The organism is Pararhizobium polonicum (assembly GCF_001687365.1).
GTDB lineage: Bacteria > Pseudomonadota > Alphaproteobacteria > Rhizobiales > Rhizobiaceae > Pararhizobium > Pararhizobium polonicum.
The window spans coordinates 54205-74590 of record NZ_LGLV01000004.1 but is presented as its reverse complement, the minus strand read 5'-3'; the positions used below and the strand labels follow the sequence as shown (position 1 = coordinate 74590).

Here is a 20386-nt window from a genome sequence, read left to right as displayed (position 1 = left end):
CAACGCTAAGGCGGTTGCGCCGGAGTGCGCTGTAAGAAATTATAGATAATATTGAGTCTTATCTATATTTCTTTTGCCGGTAACGGCGACGGGAGAGGGAAGGTCGGAAATGCTGCAGAAAATCACCGCCGAAGAGCATGCAAAAGCGCATCGTGCAGCTTTTATGGGGCATGTGACTCTCGCTGATGCGAAAATTATCTATAATTCTTCATTCAACGATCTGCTGTTCCGGGCGCAAACAGTTCACCGGGAAAATTTCGATCCCAACGCGGTGCAGATCAGCCGGCTGCTGTCGATCAAGACGGGGGGCTGCGCCGAGGATTGCGGTTATTGCAGCCAGTCGGCGCATGCCCCGACCGGTCTCAAGGCATCGAAGCTGATGATGGTCGAAAAGGTCGTCGCCGAGGCACGCAAGGCCAAGGCCGAGGGTGCGACCCGCTATTGCATGGGTGCTGCCTGGCGCAGCCCCAAGGAGCGCGACATGGAAACGCTGGTTGCCATGGTCGGCAGCGTCAAGGCGCTGGGCATGGAGACCTGCATGACGCTCGGCATGTTGTCGCCGGGTCAGGCGGAAGCATTGGCCGATGCCGGCCTCGACTACTACAACCACAACATCGATACGTCTGAGGAATTCTATCCGCAGATCATCACCACCCGCACCTTCGCTGACCGGCTGGACACGCTGGCCAACGTGCGCGAGGCGGGCATGAAGGTCTGCGCCGGCGGCATTCTCGGCATGGGCGAGACGGCGGAGGATCGCATCTCCATGCTGGTGACGCTTGCCAATCTGCCGGCGCCGCCCGAAAGCGTTCCGGTCAACATGCTGATCCCGATCCCCGGCTCGCGACTTGCCAATGCGGAGCCGGTCGATCCGGTCGAATTCGTTAGGACCATCGCGCTCGCCCGCATCCTGATGCCGCGTTCGCATGTGCGCCTGTCGGCCGGGCGGACGCAGATGAGCGACGAAATGCAGGCGCTCTGTTTCTTCGCCGGCGCCAACTCGATCTTTGCCGGCGATACGCTGCTGACGGCCGACAATCCGGGAGAAGATCACGATGCAGCGCTCTTCCGCCGCCTTGGTTTGAAGCCGGTGGAGTTGGAGCAGGCGGAATGACACCCGCAGGCCTTGCTCGCTATGAAACGACGCTGGCGGGATTGGACCGCAAGGGACGGCGACGGGTTCTGATCGCGCAGGACGGCGCCGATTTCAGCTCTAACGACTATCTGGCGTTCGCCGGTTCCACACGGTTGAAGGCGGCTATCACCGCTGCCGTTCAGCGCGGCGTGCCCGTCGGTGCCGGCGGCTCGCGCCTGCTGCGCGGCAATCACGCGGAGCACGAGGTACTGGAAGAAGAGGCCGCCGCATTTTTCGGCGCCGAGCGGGTTCTTTATTTCGGCAGTGGTTATGCCGCCAATGCGGCTCTGTTCTCGACCCTGCCGCAGCGCGGCGATCTCATCGTCCACGATGCCCTGGTCCATGCCAGCGCGCATGAGGGAATCCAGGCGAGCCGGGCACAGGCCGTGGCGGTGGCGCACAACGATGTCGGGGCTTTCGAAGACGCCATCATCGACTGGCGGCGCAATGGTGGCACCGGCCACCCGTGGATTGCGGTCGAAAGCCTCTACTCCATGGACGGTGATCGCGCCCCGCTCGCAGAACTGGCAGCCCTTGCCGAACGGCACGACGGCTTTCTGGTGATCGATGAGGCGCATGCCACCGGCGTCTTCGGCCCCGGCGGGCGCGGTTTTGCCGCCGATCTGGAAAACCGGGAAAATGTCATCGTGCTGCACACCTGCGGCAAAGCCCTCGGCGTTTCCGGTGCGCTGCTCGGCGCAAGTGCTGTGCTTTGCGATTATCTCGTCAACCGGGCGCGGGGTTTCATTTATTCCACCGCGCCATCGCCGCTGATGGCCGCCGCCGTGCGCGAAGCGCTGCGAATGCTGACGGATGAGCCGCAGCGCCGCACGGACTTCGACGAATTGAAGGCTTTCGCCAATACCGAACTGACAGCCAGACTTGGCATGAAGGGCAGCGGATCGCAGATCCTGCCGGTACTGATCGGCGATAACGGCCGGGCCGTTCGGATAGCCGCGCGCATGCGGGGCGAAGGCTTCGACATCCGCGCCATCCGCCCGCCGACCGTTCCTGAAGGCACGGCAAGGCTCCGGATCGCCATCACGTTGAATGTCGACAGGGCCATGATTGCATGCATGTTTACCCGGCTTGCGGCGATCATGGCGGAGAACGCGCCATGATGCGTTTCGTCATCACCGGCACGGATACCGGCATCGGCAAGACGGTGTTTTCGGCGGCGCTCGCCGGTGCGCTTTCCGGCTATTACTGGAAGCCGGTGCAGGCAGGGCTCGATGAGGAAACGGACAGCCAGATTGTCAGCCGGCTGAGCGGTCTGCCGCCGGAGCGTATCCTGCCGGAAGCCTATCGGTTGAAGACACCGGCATCGCCCCATCTCGCGGCCCGCATCGACCACGTCACGATCGTGCCGGACATGCTGGTACCGCCCGTCACGAATGCTCCGCTCATCATCGAGGGTGCCGGCGGCCTGCTGGTGCCGTTGACGAAAACGGAGGTGTTTGCCGATGTCTTCGCGCGCTGGCAAATCCCGGTCATCCTTTGCGCCCGCACCGGGCTCGGCACGATCAACCACACGCTGTTGTCGCTGGAAGCGCTGCGCCGCCGCTCCATCCCGGTTTTCGGCGTCGCCTTCATCGGCGACGAGGCGGCCGAAACGCAACGGATCATCGCGGCAATGGGGCATGTGCGGATACTCGGCCGCCTGCCACGGCTTGACCCGCTGACACCGGACCTGTTGCGGCTGGCCTTTCACGACAGTTTTCCGCTTTCCCCGTTTCATGAGATGATCGCATGACGTCACCCGTCTGGCACCCCTTCACCCAGCATGCGCTCGAACCGGCGATGAAACGGATCGTGCACACGGATGGCGCCTGCCTGGTCGATGAGGACGGTGCGCGTATCCTCGATGCCATCTCCTCCTGGTGGGTGACCACCCATGGCCACCGGCATCCGGTGATCGTGAGCGCCATCCAGGCGGCATGCGAGAATTACGACCAGATCATTTTCGCCGAATATACCCATGAACCCGCCGAGGAACTGGCGCGGGGTCTGGTGAAGATCGCGCCCGCCGGCCTCGACCATGTGTTCTATTCCGACAGCGGATCGACCTGCGTCGAGGTCGCGCTGAAAATGGCGCTCGGGTTCTTCCACAATTCCGGCGCGCCGCGCCGCCGCGTCTGCGTCATGGAGCATGGGTATCATGGCGATACGATCGGCACGATGTCGGCCGGGGAGCGCGGTGTCTTCAATGCGGCCTACGAACCGCTGCTCTTTGGTGTCGATCGCCTGCCGTTTCCGGATCCTGGCCATGAGCAGGACACGCTCGACGCCTTCGAGCGCTTCTGCGCGACCGGCCAGGTGGCAGCACTTCTGATTGAACCGCTCATTCTCGGAGCGGGCGGCATGCGGACCTATCCGGCGTCCGTCCTCAGCGAATTGAAGCGGATCGCCGAACGGCATGGTACCCTGATGATCATCGACGAAGTGATGACCGGCTGGGGCCGGACTGGCAGCGTGTTCGCTTGCGAACAGGCCGGTGTGACACCTGACATTCTCTGCACCTCCAAGGGTTTGACCGGCGGCGCCCTTCCGCTTGCGGCCACCCTTTGCACGGCCGAGATTTTCGATGCGCACCTGTCGACGGATCGCCGCCGGACATTCTTCCATTCCAGTTCCTATACCGCCAACCCGATCGCCTGCGCGGCAGGGGTTGCCAATCTGACGGTTTGGGAAAACGAGCCGGTCGGCGAGCGCATCCGCGCGCTTCAAGGGTTACAGCAGGAGGGGCTGTCTCGCTTCACATCCGATCCGCGCTTCGGCAATGCCCGCCAGATCGGAACGATCACGGCCCTCGATCTCATCGTCCCGGCAAGCGGCTACCTTTCGGATGTCGGTCCAAAGCTCAGGGCATTCTTTCGCGAACGAAAACTGCTGATCCGTCCGCTTGGCAACGTCATTTACCTGATGCCGCCCTACTGCGTCACTGCCGCCGAACTCGGCCGGGCCTATGACGCGATCGACGAGGCGGCGGCCTATTTTGCGGCGGGCCGGTTGTGAGGAGCGCGCGTTCGTCCTGCCTTGCCGGTTTCGGCCACGCCGTTCCGATCCGGCGTGTCGAAAATGCCGAGATCGAGGAGAGGCTTGGCCTCGAGCTAGGCTGGATCGAGCGCCGGACCGGCATCCGTGCACGGCATTGGGCCGAGCCGGGCGACACGTTATCCGGTCTTGCGGCAAAGGCCGGGCAGGCGGCCATTGAAAATTCCGGTATCGCCCGGGACGATGTAGCGTTGACGCTTCTCGCCACGTCGACGCCCGATCATCTGCTGCCGCCTTCGGCTCCCCTGCTTGCCCATCGTCTCGGGCTGGCGAACTCCGGTGCCATTGATCTCGCAGGCGCCTGCTCCGGCTTTCTCTATGCGCTGACGCTGGCCGACGGCTTCGTTCGTGCCCAAGGTCGGCCGGTGCTGGTGGTCGCGGCCAATATTCTCAGCCGCCGTATCAATCCGGCGGAGCGGGCAAGCGCCGTGCTGTTTGCCGATGCGGCGGGCGCCGTCGTTCTGATGCCGTCACAAGATCCGGAAACGGGACTTCTCGGTGTCGATCTCGCCTCCGACGGCAGCCGCTACGATCTGATCTCGATCCCCGCCGGCGGCAGCAACCGGCCGTTTGCAGCCGATGTGACACCGGACGAATGCCTGATGACGATGCGCGACGGCCGGGAAATGTTCACGCAGGCGGTCAGGATGATGAGCCTCTGCGCCAACCGGGCGATCGCACACGCAGGACTTGGTGCAAGGGATGTCAGCCGGTTCGTTCCCCATCAGGCCAATGCGCGCATCTTCGATGCGGTTTGCGGCAATCTCGGTATCGATCCCGAAAGGACGGTGCGCACCATTACGAACTACGGAAACTCATCCGCCGCAACGATCCCGCTGTCCCTGTCGCTCGCCCATCAGGCCGCGCCCTTCGCCTCGGGCGAGAAATTGCTGCTGACCGCGGCGGGGGCGGGGCTGACGGGAGGCGCCTGCGTGATCGGGATGTAGGCGGGAGCGCGATGGCTTATGCGACTTCCTCTGCATAAATCCGTGCAAGGCCCTCGTGAATGCGGGACTTCACCTCCTCGGAACTGAAGCTGAGATGGTGCTGCATCAGGGCCACCGCTCCCTCCGCATCGCGCCTGGAAAGGGCATCGAGGATGAGGGAATGCTCTCCAAGCGAGGCCGAGCGGCGTGCAGGATCTTCCAGATTGATGCGCCGCACGAAACGGATTCGCGCATTGATATTTCTCAGATATTTCAAACGTTCGGCATTTCCGGCCAGGGCCGCAATATCGAGATGAAAGGCCTCGTCCGCCTCGACCAAAGCGTGGATCGTCATCCCGGGTTGCTGGGTTTCAACACCTGTCCACCGCGCCTGCTGGATTTCGATGTCGGATTGCGAAGCGACGGCACAGGCCTGACGCACGGCGGAGAGTTCGAGATCAGCCCGGACGCCGAAAAGCTCGGTGATTTCCGTGACGCTGAGCTTCCGGCAAAAAAATCCACGCCTCGGTTCGAAAGCCACCAAACCGTCAACGATCAGCCGGTTCAGGGCTTCGCGAACCGGCGCGCGGCTCATGCCGAGGATGGCCGCCAGCTCGACTTCGTTCATCCGCTCGCCCGGGCGGAAACCGAAACTGATCGTCCGGTCCCTGAGATAGGCGTAGGCGCGTTCGACAGTGTTGTCGCCCGACGCTTGTCCCGGCTGCTTCCCGTGTTTTTCCATTGTGCCTCTCGATCGATTTCAGGCGGTCATAGCATGCGCGGTTGACAGGCGCAAAGGTTGTCGGCATGAATGTATTCTGTATTGTCGACAGTTCTGCCGACAGAATAGCGGCCATAAAAACCAGCGGCAGCAAGCCAACCAGAGGGATATGAATGATGGAAAAATCTGCGATCGTCGAAATGCAGGAGCGGCTGCTGTCCAAGCGGGCAAAGACCTTGCTTCACCATCCACAGGGCATGGGGAACTACTTCACCTTCAAGACCGCCATCGATATTCTCGGCCTCGACTGGAACGACGTCGCGCCCGGCGGTGTCTACAACGTCACCGGTGCCGGTTATTTCGATATGGGCTATATGGCCAACCATATCGGCCCGTCGGATGCCGCGCTTCAGGCCTTTCGCGATGCATCGACGCCGGAGAAACTGGCGATCTATCCGCCGGATTGCCTGCCCGAACTGAAGGAACTGGTAGCGCGCAAAAAATTTGGCCGGGCACTCGGGCCCGATTTCGAGGTCATGGGTGTCGAGGGTGCGCAGGGCGGCATCGGTTATACCTATCTGACTTTTCTCGATGAGGGCGATGAGGTGATCGTCACCGATCCCGGCTATTTCCATTTCGTGCCGGCGGCCGAGGCCTGCGGCGCCCGCATCGTGCCGATCGAGCTCAACGAGGCCAATGGCTATAAGCTTGTTCCGTCGCAGGTCGAGGCGGCCATCACGCCACGCACCAAGATGATCGTGGTCTGCGACCCGATCAACCCCTTCGGCACCGTGCAGACACGGGAAGAACTGCTGGCCATCGCCGCGATCGCCCGCCGCAACAACATTGTCGTCTTCAACAACGTCACGCACAACACCCATCAGACCGACCCGTCCGTTCAGCAGATCCCGATGGCTTCGCTGCATTCGCAGGAAACCCCGATGGATCACGTCGTCTCGGTCAGCGGCATGTCGAAGGGCTATGGCATGCCGGCGATCCGCGTGGGTTTCATGGCGGCGCATCCGGCGCTGTTGCGTGGCGCGTTCCTGACGAAGATGGAGATCACCAAGATCCACATCAACTATCCCGGCCAATATGCCGCTCTCACCGCCATGCAGGACACGGCCTATGTCGCTGCAAGCACCGAAACGATCCGGCGCAACTACGCCCATATCCAGGAGACGGTGGAACGGACGCAGGGCGTCTCCATTCCCGTCAGCCCGGCTTACGGGTTCTGCATGATGATCGATGTCTCCGGCGCGGGCGTGACCGCGCAGGAAGTGACGGTCGGGCTGCTGAAGGAAAAGATCGCCGCCATTCCGGGCGATGGTCTGGGAGATGTGAAAGCGGCCGACTATCTCCGGCTCAACTATTCCCACCCTGATATCGCCTGTTTCGAGCGCTTCCGCGAAGCCTTGCCGAAAGCGATCGAGGAAGCCCGCGCGGGGCTCTATGCCGATGCCGTCATCGGCTTCTTTGAACGGGCAGGCACCGAGCGGGGAAAGACGATTATCGCAAAGATCCGGGCACGGCAGCAGGCAGGCCAAATTCTCAGCGCCGCGGAATGAGACTTCGAGGCACCCGGTCAGCCGGGTGCCTTATGCCTTTCAGGACTCGCCGGCGTGTATCCCCGGCGAATTTCAAGGTTGGGTTTGGTTGCGCGCGCCCGTGGTTTTTGGTAAATTTTTACTAAAGATTGAGAGAGTTGGCAGAGCGGTCACCCATGCCCAGTGTCATGCATCGTTTCGACAATTATATGAGGAACGGCATGGGCGGCTGGGCGTGGTCGCAGCCTGCAATCATCCGGGCTCTGCTGTTTTTGCCCTGTCTGATCGAGTATCTGATTGTCTTTGCCGTCTGTGTTTTCGCGATTGCCGCGGTGGTCTTTCTGATGGCGCTGGTGATGGTGTTCGGTCTTGATGCGGAGCGTCAGCCAGGCATGCGCTGACGCTCCGGGGCCTCAACGGGCCGCCGGCTTCAAGGGCTGCTCGATATAGTAGCTCTCATAGCTCCTCCGGTATTTTTCCGCAGCGCCGAAATCGCTGTATTTCCCAAGCTCGTCCATATCCGTCTTGTTGAGCATGACGCCGAGAATCTTGGCGTTGAATTGCGGATCGGATTGCAGCACGTCCCGGACGAGACGGGACGGTGTCTTGCCCCATTCGATGACCATCAGGAACCCGTCGGCGAAGGGCGAAAATGCCTTGGCGTCGATGACCGGAGCCAGCGGCGCGAGATCGACGATGACATAGTCGAAGGTCTTGCGCGCATTGGCGATAAGGGTTTCCATGCCCTGGGAGGCGAGCAGTTCGTTGGTATGGTAGAGGTGTTCGCGTGGCGCGATCGGCAGGATGGCAAGCCGGGTCTGCGGATCGACCCTCAGCGCCGTGGTCCATTCCTCTTCCCCGAGAACAGCTTCCACCAGTCCTGTCTTCGGTGCAGGAGAAATCATCTTGCTGATCGCCGGGTTCCTGAGATCGGCGTCGATCAGGAGCGTGCGCTTGCCACTGGCCGCAAGCAGCCCGGCGAAGTTCGCGGCAATGGTCGATTTCCCTTCGCCCGGTAGCGCCGAGACGACACCGATGACGCGGTTGGGGCGGCCTTGCAGGATGACGTCGCTGGCGAGCTTGGCATTGCGCAGCGTTTCGGCAAAGGCCGACCGCGGCGCATCGACGGCAATCCGGGTCATGCGTGTCAGGGGAATGTCGGCATCGGCCTCGATATCGGCTTGCTCCGGTTCTGCCTTGGCAAAGCGTCCGCGTGTCTTATGCCACAGGGTATCGGTCTTTTTCCCGATCAGCGGCAGATAGCCGAGCGACTTGTGGCCAAGAACGGAGCGAACGTCCTCTTCCAGGCGGAAAAAGCGCTCGCGAAATTCCTGAAGGCCGGCGATGACGGCGCCCAGCATGAAGCCGAGCACGATGGAAAGGGCCAGAACCATCGTCTTCTTGGGGCTGGATGGCGAGATGGGAACGCCGGCCTCCGAGATGATCCGCGCTTTTGCGATCGGGAAAGACCGTTGCTGGGCTGCCTCCTCGTAGCGGCCGAGATAGGATTCGTAGAGCGTCTTCAGCGCCGTTGCCCTTTGCTCCAGCTCACGCAGGTCGACCAGCGACCGGTTGGCCTGCGAATTGCTGCCGACGACGCCTTCGATGCTCTGGCGCAGCGATGCTTCGCGCGATTTCGCCACTTCGAATTCATTGCGGTAATTGGCGGTAATCTGTTGCAGTTCACGGAAGATCTGGCCGGCCAGTTCCGATTTCTCAGCCCTGAGAGCCACCGCCTGCGGGTGATCGGCGGAGAAGTTCTGGGTGATGACCTGCTCGCGTTTGCTCACCGCCAGATAACGGGTCCGCAAATCCTGGATGACGGAATTGTCGGTCTGGTTCGACGAAATCGTCGCATTGTTCACGGCGTTTTCGGCACCCTGGTCGAGGATCGACTTGAACTGGTTGTAGCGGGCAGATGCGCTGGCGCTGTCTGCCTGCGCGACGATCAGCTGGCTGTTGAGATCGGACAGTTGCTGCTCGGACATCAGCTCACCCCGGGTCGAGGTCAGGCCGTTGTCCGCCTTGAACTTTTCCGCTTCCAGCGAGGCAGCCTGCGCGCGTTGGCGCAGGTCGGTCAACCGCTCCTGCAGCCAGACGGAAGCGCGCTCGGTGGCGTCGAAATTGGCGTTCAGCTGGTCGGTCAGATAGGCATTGGCATAGGCGCGGGTGATGGTGGCGGCGAGACGCGGATCGGTCGATTTGTAGGACAGCGAGACGACCGAGCTTCTGGACACCCGTTCCACGGTCAGTCCCTGCTGGATATAGGCGGCCGCCGTCTCCCGCCTGCCGTTTCGCATGGCCTCTTCGGAAATTTCAGGCCGGCTGACGAAGAGGCCGACGGCCGATCGGATCGCCGATTTCACCTTCGACATCAGAGATTGCGGCGGGTTGAGAACGGTTTCGTTGTCGCCGAGCTTTTCCGCATCGGTGACGTGCAACGCCAGTTCGCCCGATTTCAGAATCTCGACGGCGCTGGCAATTTGCGTGTCGGCCTGCTGGGCGCTTTGGGGCGAGGGGGTCTCCTCCGCATATTTCGACAGGTTGTCATCCAGCAGGATCTGCGTCTCCGACGTATAGAGCGGCGTCGCAAACAGCAGGTAGATGGACCCTAGAAGGAAGCACGCGATGACGCTGGCAGCCACGACCCTCGAACGGCGCAGCGCAATCGCGGTCAACCGGTTGAGATCGATGAACGAGTCGGACTCATCGCTTCGCAGCGACGGGACAGTGTTCAACGGAAGAGGTCTTTGATTCATGGGCCGTTCGGTCTCCGGGTGTATGTCTGTGGTCGTGTCTCACCCCAAAACACGTCAGGGGTGAGACCGGATTTCTCGACAGTGCCAAACCGTCGAAAAAACATCATTTTCAGGCCGCCCGTATGGCCTGTTCGTGTGACAGAACCATCTCGCGGACGGATTCGAAGACGAGGTTTCCGATGTCCGCGCGCGCCAGTGCAAAGGCGACATTGGCTTCGATGAAGCCCTGCTTGGAGCCGCAATCGAAGGTCCGGCCTTCGTAAGGATGGGCGTGGAACGATTGCTCAGCCGAAAGGCGCAGCATGCCGTCGGTCAGCTGGATCTCGTTGCCGGCGCCGCGCTGCTGATGCGCAAGGATCGAGAAGATCTCCGGCTGCAGGATGTAGCGGCCATTCAGGTAATAGGTGGACGGTGCCTCGGCGACGGGTGGCTTTTCCACCATCTGGGTGACTTCGAACCCGTGCCGGGTTTTCTCGCCCATGCCGACGATGCCGTATTTCGAGGTGTCCTCAAGGGCGCATTGCTCGACCGCGACGACATTGCCACCGACATCATTGTAGAGATCCATCAGGCCGGCCATGCAGCCACGCGCACCATAGGAAATCATATCGGGCAGAAGCAGGGCGAACGGCTCGTCGCCGATCAGATCGCGGGCGCACCAGACCGCATGGCCAAGACCGAGCGGCGCCTGCTGGCGTGTGAAACTGACGGAGCCGGCTGTCGGAAGCATGCGCGCCAGCTCGGAAAGCTGGGCATCCTTGCCCGATCGCGTCAGCGACGAAATCAGCTCCGGCACATCGTCAAAGTGATCCTCGATCGCCTGCTTGTTGCGGCCGGTCACGAAGACGATGTGCTCGATGCCGGCCTGCATCGCTTCCTCGACGGCATATTGCACGACGGGCCGGTCGACGATGGTCAGCATTTCCTTCGGCATCACTTTGGTGGCGGGCAGAAACCGCGTGCCGTTGCCGGCAACGGGAATAACGGCTTTGCGAACGGGTCTGATAGGAGCCATAGAACTATCCTTTGCTTTTGTGCGGACTGTTGCCCGGGGTGGTTCTATTCATCGTTTTCGGCGGGGTGCCGAAAGGGCGAATTGCCGTGAACGGCGCCATCAGGCGCCGCAGTCTGACGGCAATGGGCATCCGCAGATGACGAATTGCCGCCGGATTTCTCCACGCGGTCCTGACCGCGCCGGAAAGGGATCGTGCCTTGATCTGATCGACCAGGATGATGAAGGATCGTGCGTCCTCGATGCTGCGGTGACGCCGGCTCTGGGCGGCCATCGATGCCGCGTCCAGCCGGTGATTTCTCAGAAACTCGGCATCGGCGGCCAGCATCGCATCCACCTGATGCAGCTTCAGCACCCGCGAGATGGAGCCGGTTCTTATGTAATAGGTGTAACCGGCACTGGGCTCGACGGCGCAGCGGCCACCTTTTGCAAGGGCCGATGCCAGCAGCATGTAATCCTCGCCGATCGGCAAGGTCTCGTCGAAACGAAGGCTGTGCTCTTCGAGAAAGCGGCGCTCGAAGACCGGCTTCATGTAGCCGTAATTGTGTTCGGACTGAAACAGCACGTTCGACCCGATGAAAGCCGGGAGTGTCAGCGTTTTCAAAGCCGCCAGGGACGCGTCCTCGAACATCCGCTTCGTTTCGCCGTTCAGCGAGATGACGTCGACATTATCGACGACGATCTGCGCGCCTGCCTGCCTGGCCCGGGCGATCATTCGCGCGGTGCGATCGGGGAAAACCGCATCGTCGGAATCGAGGATGACGATCCAGTCTCCACGCGCGGCGGCAAGGCCTGCGTTGCGCGCGCCGCCAGGCCCGCGGTTCTTTTCCAGCCGAATCAGCCGGACGCGCGGATCGGTATAGGCGTCGACGATCTCGGCGGTATCATCCGGCGAGCAATCGTCGATGACGATAATCTCGACGCTGACGCCGGTCTGCGCCAGCGCGCTGTCGATAGCCCGCTCGATCGTGTCCTGCGCCTTGAACGCGGCGACGATGAATGTTGCCTGGGGGGGATGCAGCTCCATCAGGACGACCTTGCCTCGGCTGCGCCGTACTGCTCGATTTCCCGCACGCCCAGAAGCCCGACGACGACGCCGGCATGCATCGAGGACCGCAGGACATACTGGTTGCGGCGAACGGGAGAGAAAAGGAAGAGGACGCTGGCCAGCGCACAGAAACCGCTCTTGGCGGAAGCAAGCGCCAGCTGGCGGACTTTCCCCATGAGGCCAGCCCCCGCGTCGAGCAGGTGGCCATGGGTCTGGCCGAAGCGAAATTTCCGTTTGGCCAGCCATGAAAAGGCGGCGCGCTTGGCTGGCACAGGTTCCTGCACCCAGGCGGCCGGAGCGTAGGCTATTCTGCCGCCCATCCGGTGCATATGCGTGAAGAATTCTGTATCCTCTCCGCCGCTGCGGCCGAGCGCCAGGTTGAAGCGCCGTCCGGCAAGCGACGGCGCAGCGAGGCGCAGAAGTGCATTGCAGGTGTAACCGGTGATGATCCGGTCGCCGACCCAGACCGGGAATGTCGAGTGAAAATCTCCCCGGCGCATCCAGCGTGGCGCGTCCTTGCCGTAGACGGCCTGGACCGGGCCGAGCACCACATCCGCGTTCGTCGCTTCCGCCGTTTCGATCAGCCGGACGATCCAGTCTTCGCTGGCCGTCTCGTCGTCGTCGATGAACGCCAGGAAATCGCCCGTGGCATTGTCGAGGCAGGCATTGCGGGCGATCGAAATATTGGAAGACGGGCAATGGACATAGACGATCTCGTGCGGCACCAGGGTGCGCAAAGCATCCACCCGTCCCCCGGCACTTGGCGTATCATCGTTGTCAGCCACGATGATACGGATTTGCGCCCCCTCGGGAACAGCCATCACTGCGAGCGAGCACAGCGTCTGCTCCAGCTCGGGCCGCCGATAGGTGCACACGCCGATATCGATGCGGATGTGATGTTCTTTTCCGTGCATGTCTGTCCTCATGAGGCGACCCGGCGATTGCGGAAATCGAGAAGTTCGCGCCAGAAACCGGCCGACCAGGCGAAATGCATCACCATGGCGGACACGGCGGCGAGCGGCCCGTAAGGATTCTTTTCGCCGAGTGCCATCCACACGCCATAACCAAGGCAGGCGACGGCCCACAGGCCAAAGGGAATGACGGCGGCCCAATTGATGATCGCCAGCAAGGCACCGATGGCGACCGGTGCGACGGCCAGCGGCAGCATCTGCCGGATGCTCGGCATGGCGCGGTGTTTCATGAAATTCTTTGCCCGGCCGCGGCCATAACCGAAATACTGGCGGAAAAGCGTGCCCGCTGTGCTGCGCGGATAATAGATCATGCTCGTCTTGTCGGTCATCCAGATCCGGTAGCCGGCCTTGTTGAGGCGGTAATCGAATTCGGCATCCTCATTGTGGCTGAACATTTCGTCATAGCCGCCGATCGCCTGGAAGGCGGAAATCCGCATCAGCGCGTGGTGGCCATGATCGGCCCAGTGGCCGACAGCACCGGTGCGGTGTTTCGAACCGCCATTGCCGAGCTTGGAGTTCTGCGCGTAGGCCGTGGCCTTCTGGAAGGTGCTGAAGCCAACGGTCTGCATGGCGACGACGACTGAATCGGCGCCGGTCGCAATCGCGTCTTCCATCAGGCGCTGGCAATAATCCGCCGGATATTCGCCATGCGCGTCGATGCGGATCATATAGGTGTAGTCCGCGCCGAGCTTGTCGACCGCGAGGTTGACAGCAGCGCTCTGGATTTTCTTCGGATTGTCGAGCAGCCGAACCTTCGGATTGACGCCGGCGATCCGCTGGACGATGTCGCGCGTGCCGTCGGTGCTTCCCCCGTCGACCACGACGAGATCGGCGTCGAGATCCCGCATGGCGCCGGCAAGCTTGCCGATCAGGGCTTCGATAAATTTGGCCTCGTTGAGGCAGGGAATAACGATCAGGCTGCGGCCATGCGTCAGATCATCGGCTGTCATAGCAGTCCACCCTTGTTGCTGTGTGTTTGAGAAAGCTCTTGCATCGATGCGGTAGGGGCTTCGTTGGCGCGCAGCGCCGCGAGCCGGTTGACCAGCCGCTGGCAATCGGCCCGGTCGAAGACCCAGCTTTGCGATCCCGTTGCAGCGACCTTGCCGAACTCCGCGAGGTAGCGTTCCGGCGTCATGCCGGCAAAGAGTGTGGCAAGCGCTGCGCTGTCGGCACGGTCGAGCACGAGGCCGATGTGCTTGGCGCTGATAAAGCGCGCCGTTTCCGTTCCCCGCATGGCGATTGGAACGGCGTTGTAGCGGCATCCCTCGTAAAGCCGGTTCGGCAGCAGCCAGCTGGAATTCAGACCTTCCTCGAAGAAGTCGATGCCCCAGGAAAATTGCACCTCGTCATAGATCCGGGCAAGGTCTTCGGGGTTCTTGTAGGCCCCGTGAAAATGCATGAACGGCTCGTTTGCAACGAAGCCGTCAAAGTCGTCGAATTCCGAATAGGCGGGGCGTCCGCGCAGCACGATTTCGAATTTCCCGTCCATCGCGCGGGTGAATGCGGCCAGCAGCTTCAGCGACTTGCTGCATCGCAAGGCGCCGAACCAGCCGATCTTCCAGGGCTCACCGGGTTGCGGCGGACGGGGCCGGGCGGTTTGCAGTGCCGCGCCGTCCGTCAGATCGATCACCTGGTTTTCCAGAAGCAGCACCGGCGCTTTCAACCGTGAGACCGGCCGGAAATAGTTCTCGATGAAAGCCGGCGAGCTGGTGACCAGCAGGCTGACATTGCGTCCCAGATAGTGTTCGGCGGCACGAAGGCCCCGGCCGGCAAGATCCTTGCGCAGCAGGAGGCGGTGAATATCCAGGCATTCGTAGACGATCGGAACATCGCCACCGAAAATCGCATTTGCCCTGTTGGCAAGGGCGAGCATTTCGAGATTGCGGGCGATGATGATGCCGGGTTTCCGGGCACCGCGAAGTTTATGACGCAGGAGCATCACCGCCTTGGCGACAGCGGCGATCCGCTGGCCGAACCGTCCGTCTCTGGTGACGCCGAGTTCGATGAGGCCGTTTTCGGCAACTGTGTCTGCACCGCGCCGGAAGCCCGCCACCGTCACATTGGCACCACCCGCTTCGAGCGTCAGGGTCCTGCGCCTGATCGCCGGGTCCGCCACATCATGTGCCAGGTACAATACATCCAGCATGAAAACTTCCCGTTTTCCGCTTAGCCCATGCCAAGCTTAGTTCAGTTTTTTGTGCGCCGCAACATTCATGTTGCGACTGCGAAATGCGTCAGTTGAGCGTGCAGGTGATCGATTCCGGAAACAGGCATTTTTCGCCGGGCGCGGTAAAGGCAACGCGGTCGATCTGCATCTTTGCCGGCCCCCGATAGTGAAACTTGCCCATCCAGTCGCTCAAGGTGTCGGTTCCCCAGAGGCTGAAGAAGATTTTCTGATCGTTGACGGGAATTTTCGCAGGATCGGTCACGTCCTGCACCAGCTTGCCGTTGACGTAGTAGCGCAGCCGTCCCTGTTCCCAGACAAAGGCATAGTCGTTGAAGCCGGCATTCGCGCCGCCTGCGACATCGACCAGTTTCTCGTTGCCGCCCTTGGCGGAAATGTACTGGTTGACCTGGACCTTGCCGGAATCCTTGCCCAGCACCTCGAAGTCGATCTCGTCATGCGGTTTCTTGTCGGTCGGGCCGATATAGGTGAAGAAGGCGGAGTTGAGCCCGGAGCCTTCGGCCGTCTTGATGCGCGCCTCGTAGGTGCCGTAACCGAAGCGCTTGCGGGTCTGGATCTCGCCGCAGGCATAGTCACGCTTGCCGGTCTTGCGCTGCTCGAAGGTCAGTTCGAGCACACCGTTTTCGACGGAAATCTGTTTTTTCGACCAGGTGCAGTTCTGATGGGCGCCATTGTCCCAGCCGTCCGAGATGTACCAGATCGCGTTATCGATCCTGTCGAAATTCTCGACGAAGGACGTGCCTGTGCTCGTCTTCTGATTCGTCTCCTGCGCGAAGGCGGAGGGGGAAAGAGCGGCGGAGAAAACCGCCAGTGCGGCGAGCGTTTTTGCGATCGATCGTGTCATCGTGTCACCTCTTCCTTTGGGGAACGGGGATCGGACCAACCCTTCTGGCCTGCCTCAATGTCCATCGAGCGCCTGAGCGCAGAACCGCCTGCGCGGCTGCCGGTCAAAATGGCATGCAGCCACGGTGTCAGGCGCTTGGCGAGATTGTCCGAGACGACGAGAATGAGAAGGGCGAGGATCGGTGCCGAGAAATAGAACAGCGGATAGAGCCCGGGATTTGCCGCCCGGTTCCAGATCATCCAGAACGCGATGAGCAGCGGATAATGGGCGCAGAAGATCCAGAAACTGAGACCTTCCGATTTGGAAAGCTGGCGCCCAAGCTGAGAGCGAATGAGGATTGCGGAGATTGTCCAGGAGCCGACAATGCCGCAAATCGCTGCCAGGCCGCGTAGCATTTCGATCCAGACCGGGTATTCAGGGCCTGTCCAATACAGCGCTGTCGCCAGCAGGGCGGCCACGGCCAGAGACAGGACGGCAATCTTCTCGGCATGCGGATCGAGCGCCCGGATGTTGATCCGGTGAAGGCTCGCATAGATGCCGCAGCTGAAGCCGAACAGGATCGATTTTTTCAGGAAAAGACCGTTGTGGATCGGGAACACCGCATAGACGAAGAACACCGTCAGCGTTGTCAGCGGATAGCGGCGGATCAGGGCGGCCAGGATCGGCGCCAGCAGGATGCACAGCAGCAGATCGCGCAGGAAGTAGAGCGGAACGTTGATCGGCAGGGATTCGACCGCGAATGCCAGCGTCGCCAACTCGCGCGGCGTCGCATGGATTGCGTCGGGAAGGTATCCGAAGCCCATGCCGCTTCTTTGGGCGATGACAACGAGCAACAGGAAAGAGAGGTTCCAGATCAGGAACGGCAGCAGAACGGTGCGTGCCTTCGAGCGGAGCGTCTTGCCGTAATCGAAGGCATCGATTCCCCGGCGAAACATGAGGTAACCTGAAATCGCGCTCAGGCAGGGTACGCCGACGCGGAAAAGACTATCGCCCAGAAAAACGCGTATCCAGTCGATGAAGCCGTTGTTGCCGAGAAACGGGCTGGTCTGTGGGTCATGAGGAACGTGTACGAAAACAATCCCCGAGATGAGCACGATGCGCATCAGATTGATCCGCGATGAAATATTCGCGTCGATAACCAAGGCGACATCCCCTGTTTGGGTCGCTCCCTCCCCGAAGCGACCGTTTCAACCAGAGCAGACTTGAACCTGCATCTCGAAGATAGGGCAGTTCATCTCGAAAAATATGGCGCTGCAGCAGAAAAAATCGCCGTCATGCTGCATTGCACGCAAACATGGAGGCGAACCGGCGCTTGGCTTTCGCGTTCGATTTTACGGTAAAACACGGAAAATTGCATGACGGCAGGGCGTTGCAGCATATCCGAATATTCCAATGGAAGCCCGCCGGTGGCGGTTTTTCACGGGTGAAAATTAATGTTGGAAATGTGCTGATTTGCACCTCATGGTTTATGCGTCTGTGCCGGTATGTATAAGCCTGTGCCGAAATAAGGCGTCTGCGCAACCGTGCGGATATGCTCTTTTGTGGTTCACGCAGACGTGGTTTCGGCTTTGGTGCCGCCGCGCCTGTTTTTGACGAGCTGGTAGATTTTCGTCAGCAGCGGCCTTTCCGACAGAACCACCAGCACCGCATAGAGTATCCCGCCAATGGCAGCGCCGGCGAGGATCTGCAGGACCGGATTTGGCATGAGGGAGCCGAACGTATCGAGCAGGTACCGAACGGCGAGCGCCATCGCCAGTGCCACCAGCATGGGCCGGCTGCTGACATAGAGACCCTTGAAGAACGGCGTCCCGTCCGCCTTGAAGACCGCCCAGGAATAACCCACCAGCGTCACGGCATTGACGATGCACAGCCAGATCATCGCATCGATCAGCCTGCCGCTGCTTGCGCCATAGGCGACCGCGGCTGAGGTGGCGACCGCGCGAATGATGGCAGACCAGAACAGCGCCCGGCCGTGCCCCACGCCCTTGAGATAGGGAATGAAGGTGCTGCAAGGCGTCAGGATGCCCTTGGACAGCGCGAGCAGCCCCAGCACCGGCCAGGCATAGGCCCATTGTGGCCCGAAGAGAACGCGCATGGACGGTTCGGCGAGCGCCCACAGGCCGAACATCATCGGCGCCAGAAGCACCGTGGTCACCTGCGTGCTGAACATCAGCGCCTGCGAACGGCGCTCCTTGTCGTCCATCATACCGCTGAAAGCCGGAAACAGCACACCCATGACGGCGGACAGAACGACCTGGTTGGGAATGCTGGCAAACCGGTTGGCGGCCGAATAGGCGCCGGCATCGGCAAGGCCGAGATAGCGTGAGATGATCACCATCGGCGACTGGAAGGTGATGAAGTTGGCGACTTCCGAACCCATCATGCCCAGGCTGAAACGGCTCAGGCCCAGAACGCGCCTGGGGTGGAAGACGAAGCGGGGCATATAATGCGAAACGGCATAAAGGCCGCAGAGCCGCACCAGCGCGGAGACGAAGAGCTGTGCCATCAGGGCCCAGACGCCCCATCCGAAAATCGCCAGAACGACGGCGACGATGGCGCCGAGCGATTCGGAAATCATGCTCCAGACGGCGTCCTTGCTGAAGTTCATACGCCGGGCGAGCAGCGAATAGGCAACGTCGCCGCCGAGCTGGAGCGGAATGAGAAAGCTCATGATCTTCAAGAGGTAAGCCGCTTCCGGCGCGCCCAGAAGCGTGGCGAAAAAGTCCGCCCAGATGAAAAGTCCAAGGGCCATGAGGCAGGAAATCGCCAGATTTGCCCAGAAGACGGAATGAACCGTTTCCATCTCCTCCTCGCGCTGGATAACCAGGGCCGAGGTCAAGCCCGCCCCGCCGATCATGGCGAGAAACTGCACCACGGTGAGCGCCACGGCGACGGCGCCGAACTCCTCCGGCGTGAGGATGCGGGCCAGAATTGGCACCGTGACAAATTTAAGCCCGAATGTACTTGTCTTGGATAAAATGCTCCAACCGACATTGCTCGTGACGGATTTGACGTTAACTGTAGGGGGCATGGCGTAAATCCTGTGTGGCGATGGGGAGGATCAAGGACAGAGGAGAAGCGCTAGACACGCAGCCGCAACCTGATGGGAGGAACCAGGAAGCACCTTCTAGGAAAACCGCAGGGGCGAAAAGATGGCGAAGTTTACAGTTATTATTCCGTACTATCAGAAACAGGCTGGAATTCTGCAGCGGGCCTTGGAGTCCGTCTTCGCGCAGACCTATCAGAGTTTCGATATCATCATCGTCGATGATCAATCTCCTTTTCCGATCGAAGGCGATCTTGACCGTCTGCCGCAAGAGCAGCGGGCGCGCATCAATGTCATCAAGCAACCCAATGCCGGTCCCGGCGGCGCGCGCAACACCGGTCTCAACAATGTTCCGGCGACAACCGATTTTGTCGCCTTTCTCGATTCCGACGATCTGTGGACGAGCGATCACCTGCAGCACGCGCAGGAGACGATGACCCGCTTCGGGGCCGATTGCTATTGGGCATCGATCACCGGCGGCGATGCCTTCTACTATCATTTCGACATGGCCGAGCTGGAAAAAACCGAGAAGGTCACGCGGCTTTCCGAAAAGCCGCTGGTGCTGGAAGTGCCGGAATTCTCGCAGGTCATGCTGCGCAACTGGAGCTTCCTGCACCTGTCCTGCATGGTGATCGGACGCAAGCTGTTCGAGACCGTGCGTTTCGAGGCCGAGCTTCGGCTGGCGGCGGAGGACGTGCTTTTCTTCTGCGATTGCGCCATTGCGGCCGGCCGCATCATCCTGTGCAACGAGCCGGGCGCGGTGCGCGGCGAGGGCGTCAATATCTTCCACAGCATCGATAGCGATTCTCCGCAGTTTCTGTCGCAGCAGTTCAACACCTGGGTTGCCCTCGACACCCTGGAAGGGCGCTTTTCACGCAAGCCGGCGGAAATCGCCTCGATCCATTCCTACAAGCATACCGCCCGGCGGCAGGCTCTGTGGAGCCAGGCCCGGCTGATCAAACGGCGGAAAATGCCGCAGTTCAATCTGCTTGCCCGATGGATCTGGCGCGATCCCAAGCTGTTGCAGAGTGCGCTCCAGCTTGCGGTCGGCAAACTATCACGCTAGCCTTCGCAGGTGCAGCATTTTTTTGCTGCACCCATTGACGCCCGTGATTGCCATTGCATGTCACGGCCTTGC

18 protein-coding genes are annotated in these 20386 nt (G+C 61.1%); 8 read left to right on the top strand and 10 right to left on the bottom strand.

Annotated features, from left to right (window positions below):
- The first annotated feature begins 163 nt into the window (after nucleotides 1-163).
- Genes bioB through ADU59_RS02075 form a run of 5 tightly spaced genes read left to right on the top strand, consistent with a single transcriptional unit; the run spans nucleotide 164 to nucleotide 5136 of the window.
- Complete coding sequence (gene bioB, locus ADU59_RS02095) at nucleotides 164-1114, top strand: biotin synthase BioB (RefSeq protein ID WP_244506348.1); 951 nt, start codon at nucleotides 164-166, stop codon at nucleotides 1112-1114.
- Nucleotides 1111-2256 carry an 8-amino-7-oxononanoate synthase gene (locus ADU59_RS02090; protein ID WP_068951215.1) on the top strand — a complete coding sequence of 382 codons (1146 nt, stop codon included), beginning with the start codon at nucleotides 1111-1113 and terminating at the stop codon, nucleotides 2254-2256. The genes bioB and ADU59_RS02090 overlap by 4 nt, the downstream gene beginning before the upstream one ends.
- Nucleotides 2253-2888, top strand: coding sequence for a dethiobiotin synthase (gene bioD / locus ADU59_RS02085; RefSeq protein WP_068951213.1), 636 nt, complete (start codon nucleotides 2253-2255; stop codon nucleotides 2886-2888). The genes ADU59_RS02090 and bioD overlap by 4 nt, the downstream gene beginning before the upstream one ends.
- Nucleotides 2885-4150: an adenosylmethionine--8-amino-7-oxononanoate transaminase gene (locus tag ADU59_RS02080; protein ID WP_068951211.1), complete on the top strand. Its 1266-nt coding sequence runs from the start codon at nucleotides 2885-2887 to the stop codon at nucleotides 4148-4150. Before bioD ends, ADU59_RS02080 begins: the two co-directional genes overlap by 4 nt.
- Nucleotides 4147-5136: a beta-ketoacyl-ACP synthase III gene (locus ADU59_RS02075; protein WP_068951209.1), complete on the top strand. Its 990-nt coding sequence runs from the start codon at nucleotides 4147-4149 to the stop codon at nucleotides 5134-5136. Before ADU59_RS02080 ends, ADU59_RS02075 begins: the two co-directional genes overlap by 4 nt.
- A 16-nt stretch (nucleotides 5137-5152) precedes the next feature.
- Here the strand turns inward: ADU59_RS02075 and ADU59_RS02070 are convergent, their stop codons facing one another.
- The gene (locus tag ADU59_RS02070; RefSeq protein ID WP_068951207.1) at nucleotides 5153-5857 is read right to left on the bottom strand and encodes a GntR family transcriptional regulator; all 705 of its coding nucleotides are present in this window, start codon (nucleotides 5855-5857) and stop codon (nucleotides 5153-5155) included.
- 152 nt (nucleotides 5858-6009) lie between these two features.
- Between ADU59_RS02070 and ADU59_RS02065 the strand changes: the two genes are divergently transcribed.
- Nucleotides 6010-7404 carry a pyridoxal phosphate-dependent aminotransferase gene (locus ADU59_RS02065; RefSeq protein WP_083198093.1) on the top strand — a complete coding sequence of 465 codons (1395 nt, stop codon included), beginning with the start codon at nucleotides 6010-6012 and terminating at the stop codon, nucleotides 7402-7404.
- A 155-nt stretch (nucleotides 7405-7559) separates the two neighbouring features.
- The gene (locus ADU59_RS02060) at nucleotides 7560-7784 is read left to right on the top strand and encodes a hypothetical protein (RefSeq protein WP_139093132.1); all 225 of its coding nucleotides are present in this window, start codon (nucleotides 7560-7562) and stop codon (nucleotides 7782-7784) included.
- A gap of 12 nt (nucleotides 7785-7796) precedes the next feature.
- Here the strand turns inward: ADU59_RS02060 and ADU59_RS02055 are convergent, their stop codons facing one another.
- The 9 genes from ADU59_RS02055 to ADU59_RS02015 all read right to left on the bottom strand — a co-directional run bounded on the left by ADU59_RS02055 (nucleotide 7797) and on the right by ADU59_RS02015 (nucleotide 19233).
- Nucleotides 7797-10142, bottom strand: coding sequence for a polysaccharide biosynthesis tyrosine autokinase (locus ADU59_RS02055; protein WP_068951201.1), 2346 nt, complete (start codon nucleotides 10140-10142; stop codon nucleotides 7797-7799).
- A gap of 109 nt (nucleotides 10143-10251) precedes the next feature.
- Nucleotides 10252-11157: a UTP--glucose-1-phosphate uridylyltransferase gene (locus tag ADU59_RS02050; RefSeq protein WP_068951199.1), complete on the bottom strand. Its 906-nt coding sequence runs from the start codon at nucleotides 11155-11157 to the stop codon at nucleotides 10252-10254.
- 4 nt (nucleotides 11158-11161) lie between these two features.
- Nucleotides 11162-12181 (bottom strand): glycosyltransferase family 2 protein, encoded by a 1020-nt coding sequence (locus ADU59_RS02045; RefSeq protein WP_068951197.1) that lies wholly within the window; start codon nucleotides 12179-12181, stop codon nucleotides 11162-11164.
- Entirely contained in the window at nucleotides 12181-13116 is a 936-nt protein-coding gene (locus tag ADU59_RS02040) for a glycosyltransferase family 2 protein (protein ID WP_068951195.1), read from the bottom strand. Before ADU59_RS02040 ends, ADU59_RS02045 begins: the two co-directional genes overlap by 1 nt.
- Nucleotides 13117-13124: 8 nt before the next feature.
- Complete coding sequence (locus ADU59_RS02035) at nucleotides 13125-14123, bottom strand: glycosyltransferase family 2 protein (protein ID WP_068951193.1); 999 nt, start codon at nucleotides 14121-14123, stop codon at nucleotides 13125-13127.
- Nucleotides 14120-15319 carry a glycosyltransferase family protein gene (locus tag ADU59_RS02030; protein WP_068951191.1) on the bottom strand — a complete coding sequence of 400 codons (1200 nt, stop codon included), beginning with the start codon at nucleotides 15317-15319 and terminating at the stop codon, nucleotides 14120-14122. The genes ADU59_RS02035 and ADU59_RS02030 overlap by 4 nt, the downstream gene beginning before the upstream one ends.
- Nucleotides 15320-15407: 88 nt before the next feature.
- Nucleotides 15408-16202, bottom strand: coding sequence for an endo-1,3-1,4-beta-glycanase ExoK (exoK, locus tag ADU59_RS02025; protein ID WP_068951189.1), 795 nt, complete (start codon nucleotides 16200-16202; stop codon nucleotides 15408-15410).
- Nucleotides 16199-17344 carry an acyltransferase family protein gene (locus ADU59_RS02020; RefSeq protein ID WP_274534640.1) on the bottom strand — a complete coding sequence of 382 codons (1146 nt, stop codon included), beginning with the start codon at nucleotides 17342-17344 and terminating at the stop codon, nucleotides 16199-16201. The genes exoK and ADU59_RS02020 overlap by 4 nt, the downstream gene beginning before the upstream one ends.
- 404 nt (nucleotides 17345-17748) lie before the next feature.
- A complete protein-coding gene (locus ADU59_RS02015; RefSeq protein WP_068951187.1) occupies nucleotides 17749-19233 on the bottom strand; it encodes a lipopolysaccharide biosynthesis protein in 1485 nt (494 codons plus the stop codon).
- A gap of 121 nt (nucleotides 19234-19354) precedes the next feature.
- Between ADU59_RS02015 and ADU59_RS02010 the strand changes: the two genes are divergently transcribed.
- The gene (locus ADU59_RS02010) at nucleotides 19355-20314 is read left to right on the top strand and encodes a glycosyltransferase family 2 protein (RefSeq protein ID WP_068951184.1); all 960 of its coding nucleotides are present in this window, start codon (nucleotides 19355-19357) and stop codon (nucleotides 20312-20314) included.
- Nucleotides 20315-20386: the final 72 nt, after the last annotated feature.